Below are 13917 nucleotides of genomic sequence, written 5' to 3'. Positions count from 1 at the left end.
GAGGTGAAATTTGGATTTTTTTATAACTTTTTTGGGATTTTTTTTGCATTTTTTTAGGTTTTTTTTTGATCTATACGCTCGTATAGTTTTTTTTTGCCATTTTTTGAGAGTTTCTTTATGAGTTTTTACAGCTAAATTATCTAAAATTATAGGAGATTATTATGTTAAAATCTAAGAGCAAACCCTTTTCTCTATCATCTTTTCTTCATGGCACTAATTTACTTAGACATGATGAATTAGGAATTTACATTAGACTACTTGAACATATGTGGATAAGTGGTGGAAAATTGCCAAATAATGACCAAAAATTAGCACATTTTCTAAATATTTCGCTAAAAAAATGGCAAAATTATAAAAAAATTTTGCAAAAATTTTTCATTTTTTCTGATAAAACCTTTACACATTTGGGGTTGAAAAACGAATGCCAAAAACTTATAAAAGTATCACAACAAAATTCCTTGAATATAGCAAAGAGATGGGAGAAATATCGTAGTCAACTGATCGAATCTGCAGGGGAAAAAGATACCCCCTCTAATGATACGACCGTATATACGAACGTATATACGACCGTAATACGATCGTATTACCTACGCGCACGCGCGTCTAAAGATAATTATATTGATATAAGATTAGAGGATGATGATAGGCTTGTGGATAAGTCACCAGTGATTGCCAAATTAGCAAAAACCGAAATAGCAGAACTAACTCAAAAGCTACAAGGGTTGTTCAATAAGCACGATATGGTTTTACCAGTAGATGCGTCGTTGCTTATAGAATGGCTAGAAAGTGGTATTAGCAAAGATTTTATTTACCAAAAAATCGAGCAAGTAGTAGCTCGCATTTGCCTGCATCAACTTCAACACCCAAGATCATTTGCTTATTTCACCCCAGAGATAAAACGTTACTGTTAGGCAGGGTAGTAGTAAGTGGAAGTTAAAGGTGCATTTGATAAAATAAATTTCACAATATGAAATAATTTAAATTATTTTTTTGTTTTAGTCTTTCTTTTTTATACAAAAGACCATTTCATGCAATGAAAAGCCTATTGTTTTATAAAAAAACCTTGTCATACTGTGATTAATAAAGGCAATTATAGTAAAAATTATGAACAAAACTACCTTAGAAAAATCTCAACCTCAGCTTGCTTCAATGAAGCCAGTTAATGGACTTCTTGCAGAATTTGCTTCTGTGCAAGGATTTGACGGAGACTCAGAACCTCAATCCGCAGCGTACTCAAATTCTGTTACGGATTTGAGTCTAGACTCATTGTCTAAATCACCAGCAGAAGTAGTATTATGCGAGAAGTCTAATGAAATTTACAAAAATAGTGAGAGTAAGCATGAACAAAATGGTAAAAAAATGATTAAATATCCAATGAGTGAGCGGCTAATGAACCAGTGTTTAATCAATGAAGTTGTGTTTACTGGTTTAGTAAAAAATGTACTACAAGCAAAACTGATTGACCAATTAACTGGTACGTTTAACTTACAGATTCAAGAATTTGGCTATCGTCAATTTTTAAGCAATGGCACAACTATGGGCTTCTGTACCCGGAATTTTTGCACCAAAAATATTGACAATAGCCAAAACAAAAATCTTAGCTACCAATCTCTAATACAATTCTACAGTCAGCAAGCATGTAACAGTTTTGTCATTTACCAAAGAACCAAAGATAAAATTGAAGGGTTTTATTTTTTGCCATCAACTAATAGTCCGGAAATTATTAGCTATTACCTTAGGCACTTTGAATCTTTTGAACAGTTTATTAGTCTTGTAAGTCTTTATGTTAGCCTAGTTCTAGGTAGTATAAGATGCAGTAATTCATACTGCCAAAACTTACACAACAATAACTTATACGTAAAAATTTTTAGCCCCAATAGCTTGGCAGAATTATTTCCTGAAAGGGTTTTAAGCAACTAACTAAAATAACCATATTATGCAAACAACTAAAATTAACGTAAAATATTTAGGCAAGTCTTTCATTCTTACTCAAAGAGCTATGGAATGTCTTACACTTGCAGCTCTTGGCTTTCCTAAAAAGCACATAGCAGCTAGACTAGGCATATCGTACAGAACTGCAGAAAAACATATAACAAATGCTAAAAATAAAATTGGCATCTATCACCACCGACAATTATTAGATTTTTTATTTTCTTACCAACTGTTATAAGTAGCCTACTACCTATTACTGATAATACAAATCAATAGACTTCTTTCGAAACTCTACTTCTACTGGTGATTTGTACGTCGATGCGGTACTCGAATCCTCACGTACATTAGAGTACGCTGCGGTTCTGCGTTCCGCGTCTCCTTCAAATCCCTCAGCACAAGCGAGTTTCGAAAGAGCAATTATCTTTTATCTAAATTTCATAAAGTATTCTGTAGTCACCGTATCTATATCGATAAAGACCTTTGTATTTACCAATTAACGGCTTTCCTAATTTTTGTGGCATCGATATTAAATAGTTTTCCACTTTATTATATATTTTTAACTTGTTTTAGTCATTATTCTATCATTAATGACTAAAATTACGCCATTCAATTAGGTAACTTACAGTCAAATAACAAAAATTTATTGATTTAAGGTATTAAAAATTCTAGATTTCGACTATTATTAAGTTTTTAGTGAGAGTAATCACACTAGATTATAATCTCAAGGAGGTTTCCATGCACAAAATAGAACTAATTGAGTATATAGCAAATAGAGAAGGTTGTACTAAAAGTGAAGCTGAAAAGGTTATTAATATCTTTACTAAATCAGTGACTTCTATACTTGCCGAAGGTAAAGAAATAATGCTAGTAGGTTTTGGTAAGTTTTACTCTAGTAAAGTTGCAGCTAGAGCTGGAAAAAACCCAAGAACTGGTGAAACAATTAATATTGCAGCTTATGTGCAACCTAAATTCTCTGCTGGAGAAAAACTAAAATCTGCTTGTAATAGCCATAAAATCTCAAAACCAACAAGCATAAAGAAATAATGAATAATGAAATTGTTTGATTTGCATTATATTGGGATTTAAGATATCATCATTAAGATGCCGATACCAAAAGAAGTAAATTATAATAAAATATACTTCTAATCAATAGATTTGCTTTTTAGAGAATTGCCTGCAAAAGCTAAGTGTATCGGCTTGCAATAATAAACACGAATTCCAGCAATCAAGGACAATTTGTGACTAAGATTAAATGATTATATAAATCAGCTTGGCTAACTTTATTTGCAACTATTAAAGTTGTTATGTAAATTTATTTCTATTGCCTAAATTGAGCCAAATTATTTTGTCTTATTCTAAGTCCTGTTAATCACTCATCTTCAAATTGTTCTATTTGAAATTTAAAATTTTGGTAGAAATGAATTGCGTTAAATGTAATGTGCTACTTACTTCTATCAATTATTAAATTGTCTGCAATACTTTCAAACGAGAGATTCATGCTATCAAGTTGATGAAAAAATGTAATCATTTCTTTTAGTGATTTATCTAAACATAAAAGTTTGCAAACTATTATAGTATCTTCTCTTTGCCTAATAAAATGGTTGATGGTTTGCATAATATCAGCTTTCCAAGTACACATCTTGATACAAAAATCTTTTTACAAGCTACATTATCTAGTAAGAAAACACTTACCTTAAAACAACTAAATGAAATTAGTAAGGATTACGTTACATTAATATAATGCTTGCAGAATATGTTGGTGAATTAGTGGTTATACGTTATCTCCCCTCTGATATTACTTCAATACGTATTTACTATAAAGGTAAATTCTGATAAATAGCATAAAAATCATTTACAAAAATGTTGCTCAATAACCAGCGGTATTTCTGTATTAATCCTATTTTGTAAGTCAGTAAAATATTCTAATTTAGAAACATTATCTTTATAAAATATACAGCTATCACTATTTCTATCTTTACAACGCTCACTCTCAGTTCCAATCCAGTTTTTATGAAACTCTGAAGTTTTATGTAATATATAATCATAATGATTTAGTAGTGTATTTATCCTATTATACTCTTTCTCATCAGCAGTTTGTTTTAATCCAACCCATTTATAATTTAAAGAATTAGATTCAAATATATGGATACTACTGATATTTCTAAAAACGATATATATCAAGGTTTCTTCATTTGGAACAAGAGTATTTTTTGTAATTTCTATTTTATCATATTTCCCAAATAACTTCTCAAAGAAAGAAGGAGTAAGGTTACATGTTTTATCTGTTAAGTTTTTTATTTTTAAAGTCGCACCAACATAACGTCCTAGGTTATAAGGGGTATCTTTATTCTCTGTACTGATCAATTTATTTACTTGATCTATTTGTAAGATTTTTGTAATGGTGGAAAAAAGTATAGAATAGCTCTTAGTTTCATTATTAGATTTTTCTAATTCTTTAATAAGTTGATTGGTAATTGACCTATCTTCAAAAAATACATAAATAGGGGATATTGTGAATATTAAACAAAAGCTCATAGCTATTGAAGCAAGGAATTGCTCTAGAATAAACTTCAATTTCAACCATTCAAATGTAAATCTTATTATTAGGAAATATATAAATCCTATTGCTAGGAAAGCAATAAAATAAACAATCGTTATAATATTATACTTTTTTTTAATTAATTACATTACGCGAAAATGGAGTATGCCCATCCAAAACTGGGGCGAAGCCATGACCCATTTTCTGATAAAATTTGAGGACCGAATTTAGTGCCTATTTTTAAATTTACACAGTTAAAAATCTAGAGCCTTTTATAATAAAAAATCTATGCGAATACATCTGTAATTAAATTATTTAAGTTTTTGTCTAATTCAGATCGTTTATAAATTATTGGCTTCTCGTATGGTATCATTTCATTTCCTGCTTCTGCATTTTTACGTTCTACATACGTTCCATACTCATGAAAGTCCATGTTATTAAACTTTTCATAACACTCTTCGTAAAAATTATACTTTTTATTATTCTTACCCATCATATCATATATATTTTTAGACCATCTCCATACTTTTGACCATTGAGGATGGTTAATATAAGCATAATCTGGTTGCAAATCTCCTATTTCCTCAGTTAAATTATCAAGAAAACAAGCAAAATTATAAACCTCATTTACTTCTTCTCGAGTGTATAATATACGAATTAAGCTCTGCCTTGCTCCCATAGGGATTTCCAACCCCTCATCATATAAATCGTTAAATATATAATAGCATAAATTATCCCAATATCCATGTACTGCTCCTCCTATCCACTCTTTCAATTGCCTCTCCTTATTAGATAATTCTTCAAAGGTACTAAATATATTATGTCTTAAATATGGCGAAGTGATCCAAATCATTTTTTCCCTAACATAATGTTCTTGTACTGTGTTGATAGTATATACCAAATATAAGAATTAAAGTGTACAAAACTTACGCTATGTGAGGTTCTAAATAGCGTAAGTTTTGATACTTTTTACCATTGTAAACTACTAATTTTAGCATAGTCTAGTATAGAAACACTTTAATTATGCTAACTCTGCTTGCCAGTTATAAAGGGTTTGTCTAGAAATTTTTGCCATTTTTGCTATATATGATACTGGATAATTGCCAGTTTTCATCATTTTTACATATTCCTTTCTTACGGATTTATCTGATGAATGAACTCGACCTTTATACTTTCCTAGTTCTTTTGCTCTTTTCACCCCTTCATAAATTCTTCTATTTATTAAGCTTCTTTCAAAATCAGCTATAGAACCCATCATATTGAACATCAACATTCCTGCGTCTGTTCCAGTATCCATTTGTTCCTTTAGACTCTGAAAATTTATAGAATGACTTTTTAAGTGGCTAATTATATCTATCAAATCTTTTAAACTTCTACCTAACCTATCAATGGAAGCAATAACTAAAGTATTACCAACTTGAATGCTATCTAATAGTTTTGTTAGCTCAGGTCTTTTAGAATTCGTACCGCTAATAATTTCAAAATAGACTTCTTTACATCCCATATTTTTTAATAACTCATGTATGGAACTACCCAAAAATGCAAGAAAAAAATAATACTTGACAGAAAAAAAGCAAATGCAGTCATGTATTCGACTTAAGGCTCAATAAAGTGCCATAGCCCTGATGGAATTCGCTAACTTATGAACTTTAACATTATCACCTTAACGACTTCATTTGAGCCTGTAAGTTAAACAGTTTTTTCATAAGCTAAGGTTTGTCTTATTCATCATCAATATTATCATCTCTCGCATATTCCTTGGTTGTAGTTCCAACATGGCAGCCTGATTTGCTCGTAAAATTAATTTATACTTAAGTGCAAAATGATTCATACAAGTTTTTAATTGGAGTATCTCAAGTTTACAAAAAGCTATAATTGAAGCAAAAATATGATTCGATTGTGATATAACCTTTTTTGTTGGTGATTTCGCTAAACTAGCATTTTGCTTTATTGATTTATGATAAACCTCTATTTGCCACCGTTTTTGGTAGATTTCGTATAGATGATCAGCATCATGGTTAAGATCATTTGAAACTAAATAGAGAATACCAGTTGAGTTATCTTCGTTTATGAAGACTTTTTTAATGAGCATTACGGGAAATTCTAGCCCCTTAAGCCACACCTTAATCGACTGACCATCTTTCAGATTTAATGATGTCACTTGTTGAAATTGACCTTTTATTTTATCTTCTAGCGACAAAGCAAGAGTACGATTTGACTTTATACCGATTATAAAATACTTATTCAAATTATGTATATATTCCAAATTATCTTTTGCTCCAAACCAGTTATCGGCTAGCACATATTCAAACAACACTTTGTTTGCCATACTTTGTTTTATCAAATTACGAAAATGTTCGTTTTTAGTTAGGCTAGCTTTCTTCTTGATTTTTTTACTGGCTATATCAGAAAAAACTACATCCTTATGGACAATCTCATATCCTACTGCTAAAGTAACGTTTCCATAACGAACAAGGCATGATAGTATATTTACACCTTTAACATGCCTAGATTTAGCATGCGAATAATGCCAACACATAATCTCGTTCTCATCAGTATATGGCTTCTCTTCAATTGAATCATCTAATATTAAAACACCGCCTGCTTTCTTCTCATTTCTCCTGACTTCGGCTTTGATGTAAGTCCAAAGTTCTACTGATCCTAAAGCCTTACCATTTAAAAATCTAGTAAACTTATCATAACTTATCTCGCCGCATAATAAATCAGCTAATCCAGTAGCTGTTGCTTTGTTATTTTGGCAAATTAAATAATCACTATAGATATCTAAGGTTTCATACATTTTTATTAATCTTTATTTGATACAACTAACTATATTTTAACCATTATTTTTATCCAGCTTTTCTTTACTCTGCGTAAGATGAGATATTAAGTGTTTTAATGTTACAAATTAACCTCAAACGTTAAAATCTAGCTCTGCTCTTATAAATTAATTGGCAACTCGGGTTAAACAACAAAATAAATGGGTAAAAATGTCAACTATTCGTTTTTAGTTAATCTCTTATGCTTTTCTAGAGAATAATTGAAGGATAAATTTAAATGACCCAGCAGCAAATTACTAGAAATGAAAGCATCAACACGGCTACTAAAATAACTGCTATTCGTACTACAGTTAATCCCATTATTAGTCCATTTTTTCAATGGGTAGGAGGGAAAAGAAAATTTATTGATAAATTGCTTGAACGCATTCCATTAGATTTAAATGATTATTATGAACCTTTTCTTGGTGGTGGAGCACTGTTTTTCCAAGTAAAAGATAAATTCAACAAGTGTTTTTTATCTGATATTAATCTTGAACTTACAACAAGCTACAATGCTGTCAAAAAGAATCCAACAAAAATTATTGCATTATGTGAATTATATAAGCTAAAACATAGTAAAGAGTATTATTATCAAGTCAGAGATAATAATATTAATAGTAATGATCCTCTAGAGATTACTGCAAGATTTTTATATTTAAATCGATATTCTTTTAGAGGGGTATATCGAGTAAATAAATATAACCAAGTACAAATGTCTTATTCTACAAGGAAATATTGTCAATCTAATAATTTTGCTACCATACTTAACCAATGCAGCAATCTTTTACAAAATACTCTAATTTACACAAGTGATTTCTCTTTTATTGAACCTAAGACCAATGATTTTGTTTATTTTGATCCACCTTATCATAAATCAGGTGAAACTTTTTATACTAGGTTACCATTTGGTGAAAATGACCAAGTAAGACTTAGTAATTTTGCCAAAGAATTAAGTAATAAAGGTGTAAAACTTATGCTCTCTAACAGTGATACAAGCTTTATTAGAGATTTATATAAAGGTTTTAATATTAGCACTATTACCGTTAAATATTCTATGTCAAATTATAGAAAAATATCTAATGAATTATTAATAACAAATTATTGAACCAAAAATCATTATATAAATATTTCTAAATAATAATTTTAGTTAGAGTAGACGTAAAGGATACCTTTTCCGTCTACTCTACTAAACCCTACTTTGTTATCTTGATATCACAGATTAAAAAAATAAAGATAAGTAATTTTACTAAAATTTACCAGCTAAAGCATCGATAATCACTTTATTATTAATAATTATGGCATCTAAATATTTTATGACTTGCTGTAAATACCATATAATGGTTGTAGAGCTATCACCGGAGTATTCGTATATTTTTTTCATTAACTTATCATTAGAACAAGCTGTTTTTAAAAACCTTTCTAAGAGTAGTCGTGCTTCCACTAATTGTGGTTGAAGTTCGTACAAATTAGTAATTTCTTTAACTTCTTGTTGATTTTCATCATTATTGGACATATGATTTTCCTACTGTTTTTTGAGGTTATGAAAAACGGTGTATCACAAGGTTAGATGAGTAAAATTGGTGTTTTAATTCTAACCTTGTGGTACTTACTTTGATGTTACTTGCAACTACAACGCAACAACAGATACACATTTATCTGATATAATCCTAAGAGTACAGTGAGATCGTGGAATAAATATGATTATTTCTTGAAAATATGAAGAACAGCTGCAAAGATGAGACATCAGTAAATAATCGCTATAATTAAATCAAATTTCACTTATTACAGTTATTATTATAGTTATGGTTAAATAGCTAGATAAGTAATTAGCCATTGTGGCTAATTGCAACATTATTGACATTTTTTGGAGTATTTATTATTGATGTAACTGTTTAAAATTTAAAAATTTTAAACAGTTGTTAAATGTTATTCAGTTAGTCCTTATAAAAGTAAAAATATAAGATTAACTAAAAAGGAGGAGGAGTGGTGGAAACCCTATATCTCAGTTATAGTTATCCACCAGTTTTTTATTATTTTCCTCTAGCACTTTAATTAATAGCTCTAACACTTCATAACTAATATCATTGTTTTCAAGATCTATATAATCCATTATTATTTCGCTACTAATTTTATTAGTATTTAAACTTTTTACCAATTCCATTACCCCCTTATCACTAATATTATTATAACTAAGCTTTACTTGCCTTATAGTCCTATTAATTTCTAAGACCTTGAAAAGTTGTACAAACCCCTCATCATTAATATTATTGACATTGAGATTTATTCGCTTGATGGTTTTATTATTTGTTAGGAATTGTGCCAGTATGATTGCTCCTTGATCTCCAATATTGTTGTATTCAAGGTCTATATCAGTTAAAGTAATATTATTCTCTAATGCTTTAACAAGATGCTTTATCCCCTGATAACCTATATTAGTTTCGGTAAGATTTATATAGGTGATAATTTTATTATTTTCAAGAAACTTGGCAACTAACTCAGCTCCTTCTGCTCCAAGTCTAATTTGTTCAAGATTTAGCTCCGTTCTATTGTTGCTTTGGAAGATCTTGCAAAACAGTCGTATAGAGACTTCACTGAGATTATTTATTTCTTCATTTGTTAAGTAGTTTTGTTGTTGATCTTTAATATCGCTCACCATATAATTAACCCCTATTTTTGTCTATAAAAATGGACACTGAGGTTAGATTTAAAAATCATCCTATTTCTTGTCTAACCTCGGTATTTGACACCACCCTGCGTAGTATCCACACCACATTTAATCCCACTAATTGACAGAGTCTAGAGAAAGTTTTTGCCTAGGGTATTTTTTTGCGAAATTTAATAGATCAGCGGTAGAATAGAGACACTAGGAAAATATTATCTTAAAAAATACGACAATATCAAACACCAATGCTTGGTAGTTGAAGAGTATTGTTTTCTAACTGACGAGTGACGACGTCACCAAATTCTCATCAATTGACTATAACAGATCAAATAATAGAATTATTTGAAATAATCTATTATTTGGAATAATATCTTCAAGAAAATAATAAATTTCTTAGTATCCCACAAAAAGTAAAGTTAAGAAATTATCTAAATGGTAATATTAATCTAAGCTATTTAAAAATCACAAATCAAATATATCTTCTCTTTATTAGGATTTTCTGCTTCTAATTTTTGTAGAAAATTGATTACATAATCCCCGTTTATTTTAGGATTATCTGTGCTAACTAATTGCAAATCAGATAAATTAATTGCTCCTATTAAATGCTTCCTTTTCCAGCCACTAAATATTGGTAATTTCTTCCTTTTTAAGTAAGGTAGCTTGCTCAATAATATCAAAGTCAACCCCTGCTTGCAGTAATTTTTGTGCTATATTTAATCTATCGTCCTTTTGTTCCTGTAAAAATATCTCTGTAATCTTTTCAAAGTTCTCAATCCTTATATCAGGCAAATCCATTACTTTAGGTCGAATCTCCTTAATATTAGCAGGAATAGTGATATTATAATTTATACCTTTATCTTGGTTATTATCGACCTTAAAATTCCCATAGTGAGCATCTATAATATTAGAACACTCAAAAAAAGTTAGTTCATTAGTTTCCCTAAAAGTTGGAGTGAAAATTAATTTAAGTTGTTGTTCAGTAAGGTGATCTCCTTGATTTTTTATTGTTAGTCTTACTGCTTCAATTGATTTTTTACTTTTAGTAGTTTCCGAGATATTTACCTTAAAATCTAGAACTTCATCCTCTAGAAAAATACTCACTAGATTACTATCAACATTATTGTTGATAGCATGAATCAACAGGCTTTTTATTACTGCCTTCAGTTTTTTTGGATCGCATGTTATATTATGATATTTTATTGCATATTGGTTAACAAACCGTAATGGTTGATCAGATAATTTTTCACATTCTACTACTACTTCATTTACTAAATCCATAATGTTAATTTTAGTAGGCTTAATATGCACTTGACGTCTTACTCTGTGAGTAATAGTCGAAAGATATAAAGCCCAAGCCTCTATTCGTTTTGCTACTTCATATAATTCTTCAGTAATCCGAGAAATTTGGTCTTTATTATCTGTTTTTTGTAGTTTTGTACATAATGCTTTAAATTGGAGTTGCAAGCTATGAAGTTGCTGTTGTTCTTGAGCTTCTATTCTATTAAAAAACTCTTCTTCATGTTGTGCTATTTTTATCAAATCATGTGTTAGTTTTCTTGATTTTGTTTCCCATACACTCTTCATGGTCTCAGACAATTCTTCATATTTTTGTTTTGGTTTCAGAAATGCTATTAGTACACTACTAAATAGTAATAAAAGGTAAATTATTTGGAATTGTATATTACCAAAATTACTAGTTAAATAATATTTACCCATACAACATTTAAAAAATTGTAATGATGTGAATGTGCCAAAAATTGTGATAAATAAAGCTATCTGCCACCTAAGCAATATTCCCGTAACTAACAAGTTAATAATAAATATCATTAATTGTAGTTGATGAAATTCGCTAATCATAACCAACATACTTCCAACACAAATCAACAGATATAAAATACCTAAATTCCAAGCTAATGCGATAAATATCTCGTTTTTAAATCTAGGAGGCCATATCGAATAAGTTACAAATCCGGTAGCTATTATTAATACTGAATGGTGAATGAAGTGATAAATATTAGCATATTTTGTGCTATAATATTCTGGGATAGTAAATAATGATGAATAAGTGGAAACTATTACAAAGAAGCCAAATAGAAAATAAGTAATTTCATTTTTTGGTAGATTACCTTTACAAAAATTTATCAGATTAAATTGTTTGATTGCACTAATAATTTTCCTAAATTTTCTTTTACGTTCAAGTCTAAGAGCGATGATGGGGCTTGGGTCTTTCACACCAATCCAACCACCAGCTTGTTTAAAAAAGTAATGGTTAAACATCAAAGTTAACAAATTAGCTACCATAGCTGGTACTATAGGTTCCATTTTTACATTTAGGACTTTAAAACTAACTGCTGTAATAAATCCGGCAAACATTCCCATTAATACTGCTTTATTACTACTACGAAAACCTAGAATTGCTAAGAGGAAAGGTACTGAAACTACAGGCATATAGAAATCTAATGCTATTAACAGTAAAGCAAGTATACTCTTTGCTTTAAAAGCTAGGAAAATAGCAGAAATACCAACAAAGACAGCAAGAATACGTAATATAATGAGATCACTAAGATTATTACGTATCTTTCTTATAACCTTAGAATCTAATAATTTAAAAATATCATTAGTGAATAATATAGCTGCAGAATTAATGTATGAGTCTGCCGTAGACATGATTATCGCTATAATACCTATAGCAGTAAGTCCTCTTAATCCTGAATAGCTGTAATTCTCTATAATATGGGCTAACAAGTTATTAGGGTTAAGATTAGGATTGTCTGCCAGTAATAATATTCCAACCCACATTATTATTACTAATATTACAAGACATATTAAACCTGCTGTTATAAAAGACTCTCTAACTTGTGTGATATTCTTAGCCATCGCCAATCTTTGAAAAAAAACCGGTTGAAAACCTGGGATTAGAAAAAATCAAAACTTACGCTATGTAAGGTTCTAAATAGCGTAAAGAGGGTGAACGCAGCTGCTGTTGCATATAATGATCTAAAAGCCCTAACTTTATTTGATAAACCGTCTTACCTATTTTGTGTGCAGTTCTTTTTAGAAAAGCCCACACTAAAAATGCACAACTAATGTGATTACGCTGGATGCGTTGTTTTCTGCATTGGCATCGTTCTATACCGGTAAGTTGCTTGATTTCTCTATGCATGCTCTCAATTACCCAACGAAAGCCACACTCATCTTGTACGGCTTTAGAAGATTTTTGAGTTTTGTTATTGGTAACAATATAATCAACTCTGTTGGTAGAAACAGTAAGTTTAAACAAATTAACATGCTTATCTTTTGCAAAGCCCTTTATATGAATCTCTACTCCGCTCTTAATTTCTTCATCTGAAAACGTTAACTTGCTAACAGCTTTATAAGGCTTAGAAGAGGAAGTTTTAGTAACGTTTCTATTTGCTTTAATAGGAGCATAATAATATTTACCCAAAGAATCAACATGTTGCATAATTTTATGCGTAGCATACCATGTGTCAAAAAGCACAGTTTGAAAAGGAATCTTTTTGCTATACACAGCATTATTTAACATATTTAATAGGTGTTCTAGTTTTGTCGCTCCATCATGTTCAGGCGAAAAAATTCGATAATCTATTACCCAAAACTTATTAATATCCGGATTATAATATACCAAACTTACTACTCCTATACCAGTAGTAATACCACCTGTAGCCCCACTGTACTGCGATCTAGCAATCTCTATTTTCTTGGTATTTCTTTTATTTAACACCGTATCATCAAATATTGTATATCCGTTAGGCGATAAAATAACATCATCCTTAATATGTTCCCATAACAAAGAAGGTGTATATTTTTCATTTTTTAAAAATCTATTAATAACATCATGGCTACATTTTTTGGCATGTTCAGCATAGTAGGTCAAACTGTAATTCTTTTGACTCACTATTAGAAATTGACAATAATCTGTCCTATTAATTGGTATTGCTTGCAAT

At 29.9% G+C, this 13917-nt stretch carries 16 protein-coding genes; 7 read left to right on the top strand and 9 right to left on the bottom strand.

Annotated elements, in window-relative coordinates:
- The first annotated feature begins 161 nt into the window (after positions 1 to 161).
- The 6 genes from ACFEL2_RS05585 (at position 162) to ACFEL2_RS05555 (ending at position 3765) form a co-directional block, all read left to right on the top strand.
- Positions 162 to 911: a DUF1376 domain-containing protein gene (locus tag ACFEL2_RS05585; protein WP_341751285.1), complete on the top strand. Its 750-nt coding sequence runs from the start codon at positions 162 to 164 to the stop codon at positions 909 to 911.
- Positions 912 to 1104: 193 nt separating this feature from the next.
- Positions 1105 to 1920, top strand: a complete 816-nt coding sequence (locus ACFEL2_RS05580) for a hypothetical protein (protein ID WP_341751284.1) — start codon at positions 1105 to 1107, stop codon at positions 1918 to 1920.
- Positions 1921 to 1936: 16 nt separating this feature from the next.
- Positions 1937 to 2170: a helix-turn-helix transcriptional regulator gene (locus tag ACFEL2_RS05575; protein WP_341751283.1), complete on the top strand. Its 234-nt coding sequence runs from the start codon at positions 1937 to 1939 to the stop codon at positions 2168 to 2170.
- Positions 2171 to 2667: 497 nt separating this feature from the next.
- Complete coding sequence (locus tag ACFEL2_RS05565) at positions 2668 to 2976, top strand: HU family DNA-binding protein (protein WP_341751282.1); 309 nt, start codon at positions 2668 to 2670, stop codon at positions 2974 to 2976.
- Between the two features lie 553 nt (positions 2977 to 3529).
- The gene (locus tag ACFEL2_RS05560; protein ID WP_375331616.1) at positions 3530 to 3673 is read left to right on the top strand and encodes a hypothetical protein; all 144 of its coding nucleotides are present in this window, start codon (positions 3530 to 3532) and stop codon (positions 3671 to 3673) included.
- On the top strand, positions 3673 to 3765 hold the full coding sequence (locus tag ACFEL2_RS05555) for a Mu transposase C-terminal domain-containing protein (protein ID WP_375331615.1): 93 nt from the start codon (positions 3673 to 3675) through the stop codon (positions 3763 to 3765). Before ACFEL2_RS05560 ends, ACFEL2_RS05555 begins: the two co-directional genes overlap by 1 nt.
- 15 nt (positions 3766 to 3780) lie before the next feature.
- On the opposite strand, the gene ACFEL2_RS05550 is transcribed toward ACFEL2_RS05555, so the two are convergent.
- The 4 genes from ACFEL2_RS05550 to ACFEL2_RS05535 all read right to left on the bottom strand — a co-directional run bounded on the left by ACFEL2_RS05550 (position 3781) and on the right by ACFEL2_RS05535 (position 7271).
- The gene (locus tag ACFEL2_RS05550; RefSeq protein WP_341751280.1) at positions 3781 to 4467 is read right to left on the bottom strand and encodes a hypothetical protein; all 687 of its coding nucleotides are present in this window, start codon (positions 4465 to 4467) and stop codon (positions 3781 to 3783) included.
- A 290-nt stretch (positions 4468 to 4757) separates the two neighbouring features.
- Positions 4758 to 5324 carry an SCO4402 family protein gene (locus ACFEL2_RS05545; protein WP_341751279.1) on the bottom strand — a complete coding sequence of 189 codons (567 nt, stop codon included), beginning with the start codon at positions 5322 to 5324 and terminating at the stop codon, positions 4758 to 4760.
- A gap of 168 nt (positions 5325 to 5492) precedes the next feature.
- On the bottom strand, positions 5493 to 5975 hold the full coding sequence (locus ACFEL2_RS05540; protein WP_341751278.1) for a recombinase family protein: 483 nt from the start codon (positions 5973 to 5975) through the stop codon (positions 5493 to 5495).
- A gap of 198 nt (positions 5976 to 6173) precedes the next feature.
- Positions 6174 to 7271, bottom strand: a complete 1098-nt coding sequence (locus ACFEL2_RS05535; protein ID WP_341751277.1) for a transposase — start codon at positions 7269 to 7271, stop codon at positions 6174 to 6176.
- A gap of 257 nt (positions 7272 to 7528) precedes the next feature.
- Between ACFEL2_RS05535 and ACFEL2_RS05530 the strand changes: the two genes are divergently transcribed.
- Entirely contained in the window at positions 7529 to 8395 is an 867-nt protein-coding gene (locus tag ACFEL2_RS05530) for a Dam family site-specific DNA-(adenine-N6)-methyltransferase (RefSeq protein ID WP_341751276.1), read from the top strand.
- A 141-nt stretch (positions 8396 to 8536) separates the two neighbouring features.
- On the opposite strand, the gene ACFEL2_RS05525 is transcribed toward ACFEL2_RS05530, so the two are convergent.
- The 5 genes from ACFEL2_RS05525 to ACFEL2_RS05505 all read right to left on the bottom strand — a co-directional run bounded on the left by ACFEL2_RS05525 (position 8537) and on the right by ACFEL2_RS05505 (position 13907).
- Complete coding sequence (locus tag ACFEL2_RS05525) at positions 8537 to 8803, bottom strand: hypothetical protein (protein WP_341751275.1); 267 nt, start codon at positions 8801 to 8803, stop codon at positions 8537 to 8539.
- 489 nt (positions 8804 to 9292) lie between these two features.
- Entirely contained in the window at positions 9293 to 9946 is a 654-nt protein-coding gene (locus tag ACFEL2_RS05520; RefSeq protein WP_375331714.1) for a hypothetical protein, read from the bottom strand.
- A 461-nt stretch (positions 9947 to 10407) separates the two neighbouring features.
- Complete coding sequence (locus ACFEL2_RS05515; protein ID WP_341751273.1) at positions 10408 to 10620, bottom strand: hypothetical protein; 213 nt, start codon at positions 10618 to 10620, stop codon at positions 10408 to 10410.
- A complete protein-coding gene (locus ACFEL2_RS05510) occupies positions 10574 to 12829 on the bottom strand; it encodes a hypothetical protein (RefSeq protein WP_375331713.1) in 2256 nt (751 codons plus the stop codon). Before ACFEL2_RS05510 ends, ACFEL2_RS05515 begins: the two co-directional genes overlap by 47 nt.
- Before the next feature lie 55 nt (positions 12830 to 12884).
- Entirely contained in the window at positions 12885 to 13907 is a 1023-nt protein-coding gene (locus tag ACFEL2_RS05505) for a transposase (RefSeq protein WP_375332393.1), read from the bottom strand.
- Positions 13908 to 13917 lie beyond the last annotated feature (10 nt).

The organism is Candidatus Tisiphia endosymbiont of Temnostethus pusillus (assembly GCF_964264675.1).
Taxonomy (GTDB): Bacteria; Pseudomonadota; Alphaproteobacteria; order Rickettsiales; family Rickettsiaceae; genus Tisiphia.
This window is presented reverse-complemented; position numbering and strand designations above follow the sequence as displayed.

Coding starts and splice junctions, on each gene's coding strand:
- ACFEL2_RS05585 (WP_341751285.1), top strand. CDS start 162: ATGTTAAAATCTAAGAGCAAACCCTTTTCTCTATCATCTTTTCTTCAT.
- ACFEL2_RS05580 (WP_341751284.1), top strand. CDS start 1,105: ATGAACAAAACTACCTTAGAAAAATCTCAACCTCAGCTTGCTTCAATG.
- ACFEL2_RS05575 (WP_341751283.1), top strand. CDS start 1,937: ATGCAAACAACTAAAATTAACGTAAAATATTTAGGCAAGTCTTTCATT.
- ACFEL2_RS05565 (WP_341751282.1), top strand. CDS start 2,668: ATGCACAAAATAGAACTAATTGAGTATATAGCAAATAGAGAAGGTTGT.
- ACFEL2_RS05560 (WP_375331616.1), top strand. CDS start 3,530: ATGGTTGATGGTTTGCATAATATCAGCTTTCCAAGTACACATCTTGAT.
- ACFEL2_RS05555 (WP_375331615.1), top strand. CDS start 3,673: ATGCTTGCAGAATATGTTGGTGAATTAGTGGTTATACGTTATCTCCCC.
- ACFEL2_RS05550 (WP_341751280.1), bottom strand. CDS start 4,467: ATGAGCTTTTGTTTAATATTCACAATATCCCCTATTTATGTATTTTTT.
- ACFEL2_RS05545 (WP_341751279.1), bottom strand. CDS start 5,324: ATGATTTGGATCACTTCGCCATATTTAAGACATAATATATTTAGTACC.
- ACFEL2_RS05540 (WP_341751278.1), bottom strand. CDS start 5,975: ATGGGATGTAAAGAAGTCTATTTTGAAATTATTAGCGGTACGAATTCT.
- ACFEL2_RS05535 (WP_341751277.1), bottom strand. CDS start 7,271: ATGTATGAAACCTTAGATATCTATAGTGATTATTTAATTTGCCAAAAT.
- ACFEL2_RS05530 (WP_341751276.1), top strand. CDS start 7,529: ATGACCCAGCAGCAAATTACTAGAAATGAAAGCATCAACACGGCTACT.
- ACFEL2_RS05525 (WP_341751275.1), bottom strand. CDS start 8,803: ATGTCCAATAATGATGAAAATCAACAAGAAGTTAAAGAAATTACTAAT.
- ACFEL2_RS05520 (WP_375331714.1), bottom strand. CDS start 9,946: ATGGTGAGCGATATTAAAGATCAACAACAAAACTACTTAACAAATGAA.
- ACFEL2_RS05510 (WP_375331713.1), bottom strand. CDS start 12,829: ATGGCTAAGAATATCACACAAGTTAGAGAGTCTTTTATAACAGCAGGT.